Origin of the sequence: Agromyces humi (genome assembly GCF_009720255.1) — a bacterium.
Lineage (GTDB): Bacteria > Actinomycetota > Actinomycetes > Actinomycetales > Microbacteriaceae > Agromyces > Agromyces humi.
In genome coordinates this window covers 1-2994 of sequence record NZ_WJSP02000421.1, presented here as the reverse complement: position 1 = coordinate 2994, position 2994 = coordinate 1, and the positions used below count along the sequence as shown (strand labels likewise).

Sequence of the window (2994 nt, the reverse complement as noted above, 5' to 3'; positions counted from 1 at the left end):
TGTCGAGCCGGCCCGCGGCTCGCGCTGGAAGTTCCAATGACCCGAGTTGGACGCGTTTCCCGATCGAGACGGTTGGTGGCGGCATCCATTGCCGCCACCGCCTCGCTCGCGGCGCTCATGCTCGTTCTCGAGCCTGCGTCCGGCCGCGGTGCTCTTGCTGTTCGGGGTGCTCGACCACGTGCCCGCGCGCACCGACGGTCCCGTCGCGCGAGACCTCGACGTGCTGCTGCTGCGCCGCGCGGCGACCCTCGGCAGCCACGCGGGGCAGATCGCATTCCCGGGCGGGCGGCTCGAGGCATCCGATGACGGACCCATCGCCGGCGCCCTGCGCGAGGCGGTCGAGGAGACCGGGCTCGATCCCGACGGCATCGAACCGCTCGGCACCCTCCCCGAGATGGCGGTGCCGGTCAGTCGGCACATCGTCACGCCCGTGCCCGCGTGGTGGACGCACCCGAGCGAGGTGGCCGCGGTGGACCACGACGAATCCGTCGACGTGTTCCGCATCCCGGTCGCCGACCTGCTCGAGCCCGCGAACCGCGCGATCACCGTGTACACCCTCGGCGACCACACCTACCGGTCGCCGGCATTCACCGTGGGCGGCCGCATCGTGTGGGGCTTCACGGCGCTGGTGCTGTCCCGCATGTTCGACGAGCTCGGCTGGGCCGAGCCGTGGGACGCCGAGCGCATCGTCGAGCGCGACGACCTCACGCGCTGACACCTGTGAGCCGCAAGCCGACCAGCGGATGCCGCGTGCTCAGCTCCAGGCCAGGTTCACCAGTCGCTCGAAGGTGACGTAGCCCGCCCGCGCGAACGCCGCCGCCATCGGCACGTTGCCCACGTCGGTGGAGGCGCGGATGTGCGAGACCCCTGCCTCGTGGAGCACCCGGGTGCCCTCCGCGAGGATCCCGTCGATGTAGCCGCGACCGCGATGATCGGGCAGCACGCCGAGGTAGGCGATGATCGGGTGGTAGGCGTTGCGGGCCGGCACGACGAAGCCGACGATTCCGCCTGCGTCGTCGATCGCGACGCGCCACCACTCCCTGGGCGTCGTGTATCGGGCGAACTCGTCCTCGTACCAGGCCTCGGCCACCTCGCGGGGTGAGTGCTCGGCGAGCTCCTCCACGCTGTGGGCGTCGAGCGTGCCGGTGAGCACGCGCGTGGTCACGTCGAGGAATTCGGCGTCGGAGGCGAACGGCCGGAACGTGAGCCGGCCATCGGCTGCGGCGATCGGGGTGCCCGGAGTCCACTCCAGGCGGAGGCGCTCCACGACGAAGCGGGCACCGGTGCGCTCGAGCAGTTCCATGCGCAGCTCGGTGCCCCGACGCTGCACGGGGTCGTCGTGCCAGTCGCCGGGGAGGTAGCGCGCGAACTCGGGTGGCGTGTCGACGCCCGCGAGCACGTGCGCGGCGGCCCGTTCGAGGAGTGCCGCGCCGACCGCGCGGAAGCCGTCGTCGGGCAGCGCATCGTCGACGTCGAAGATGTCGAGCTGCTGCGGTTCGGCACCCTCGGTGCTCGTCCACCAGCCGATGCGCCCGAGGAGCCGGCCGTCGCGCACCGCAACCCACATCCAGTCGAGCCGCCGGCGTCCACCGGCGAGGTCGTCGGCGAGCTCATCGTTGAGCGAGTACGAGATCCGGTTGAACAGTCCGAGCTCGTCGGCGTCCGTCAGGTGCCGGATCGTGAGGTCGCCGTCGGGGTCTGCGAGGGCGGCGGAGTCATCGGTGAGGTGTCGCATGCGTCCTTCAAGATCGGGATGCCGGCGGAGTCCGGCTCACCCACTCTGCCCGAACGCGGCGAGTCCGGCCCCACCCGGCGACCTCGCTCGAACTCGGTGGCCTCCTCACCAAGGTTCAGGGGTTCGGGTTCGTCGCCTTCCCGTCGAGCCAGAGGGTGTCGGATGCGTCGCTGTGCGCGCCGTTCGTGCCGACATGCTTCGTACTGATCTGCGGGCCCTTCGTGATCACGTGCACGAGCGCCATGGCGTGCCCCTGGCCGAGCCCGTAGTCCTCCTTCAGCCAAGCCACGATCGGCGTCGCCTTGGTGGTCTCGTCGAAGCCGCGCTCGTGCGCGAGCTCGATGAACTGGCGCGGCGTGAGGCCGGTCTTCGTCTCGATGTTGTCGAGGTATGCCTGGAACGACATGCGGTGGTCCTTTCGTCAGCGGGTGCGCGGGGTGTGCCATGCACGAGCCTCCCGCTGCGGCATCCGACACGCCAGCGTTTCGATCTGGATCGAAACTCGCTCAGACGACCGTGACGCCGGCGGCCAGCGCCTCTCGGATCTCCTCGTCGATGAGATCGGCGTTGATCGCCGCGCCCACGGCGTTGCCGGCGCCCGAGGCGATCGGCACCGACGTGCGCGGCGAGACCACGTTGCCCGCCGCCCAGAGCCCCGGCACGCTCGTGCGGCCGTCGGCGTCGACCGCCACCCAGTCGACGCCGAGCTGCTCGGTCGTCGTCGCGCCGAGCGAGCGCAGCACGGCGTCGTTCGGCAGTGACAACGGTTGCAGGAACAGCGAGTCGATCGGGACCTCGGTGCAGTCGGCGAGACGGATGCCGCTGAGCCGGCCGTGCTCGTCGGCGACGACCCGCACGACCTCCCGCGACTCCAGGCCGATGCCGCGGGCGACGAGCGCCGCGTACGCGTCGGACGGCAACTCCGTGCCGTTCACGAAGTAGGTGACGTCGGCCGACCACTGGCGCAGGAGCTGCGCCTGGTGCAGCGCCATCGGCCCGGCGGCCAGCACGCCGATGCGGCGGTCGCGCACCTCCCACCCGTCGCAGTAGGGGCAGACCACCGCGCCCGATCCCCACTGCTCGGCGAGGCCGGGCAGCTCGGGGAGGCCATCGCGCACGCCGGTGGCGACGAGCAGGTTGATGATGACCTTGCGCTCGGGCGTCGGCTCGAACACCTCGAGCACCTGGTTGCAGACGTCGACGGCGAACTCGAGTTCGGTGCCGGTGTAGCTCTCGGGCGAGTACTCGTAGTAGACCGT

Annotated in this window: 4 protein-coding genes; 1 reads left to right on the top strand and 3 read right to left on the bottom strand. The window is 71.0% G+C overall.

The annotated features are described in order from the left end of the window. Positions 1-88: 88 nt before the first annotated feature. Positions 89-715 carry an NUDIX hydrolase gene (locus GH736_RS20200; protein WP_407922382.1) on the top strand — a complete coding sequence of 209 codons (627 nt, stop codon included), beginning with the start codon at positions 89-91 and terminating at the stop codon, positions 713-715. Positions 716-754: 39 nt separating this feature from the next. Here the strand turns inward: GH736_RS20200 and GH736_RS20195 are convergent, their stop codons facing one another. From GH736_RS20195 to GH736_RS20185, 3 genes are all read right to left on the bottom strand, one after another. Then, on the bottom strand, positions 755-1735 hold the full coding sequence (locus GH736_RS20195) for a GNAT family N-acetyltransferase (protein WP_159606521.1): 981 nt from the start codon (positions 1733-1735) through the stop codon (positions 755-757). Between the two features lie 115 nt (positions 1736-1850). Next, positions 1851-2141 carry a DUF4287 domain-containing protein gene (locus GH736_RS20190; RefSeq protein WP_159606519.1) on the bottom strand — a complete coding sequence of 97 codons (291 nt, stop codon included), beginning with the start codon at positions 2139-2141 and terminating at the stop codon, positions 1851-1853. Positions 2142-2241: 100 nt separating this feature from the next. Further along, the coding region (locus GH736_RS20185; RefSeq protein ID WP_159606517.1) for an NAD(P)/FAD-dependent oxidoreductase at positions 2242-2994 on the bottom strand (753 nt) is incomplete at its 5' end.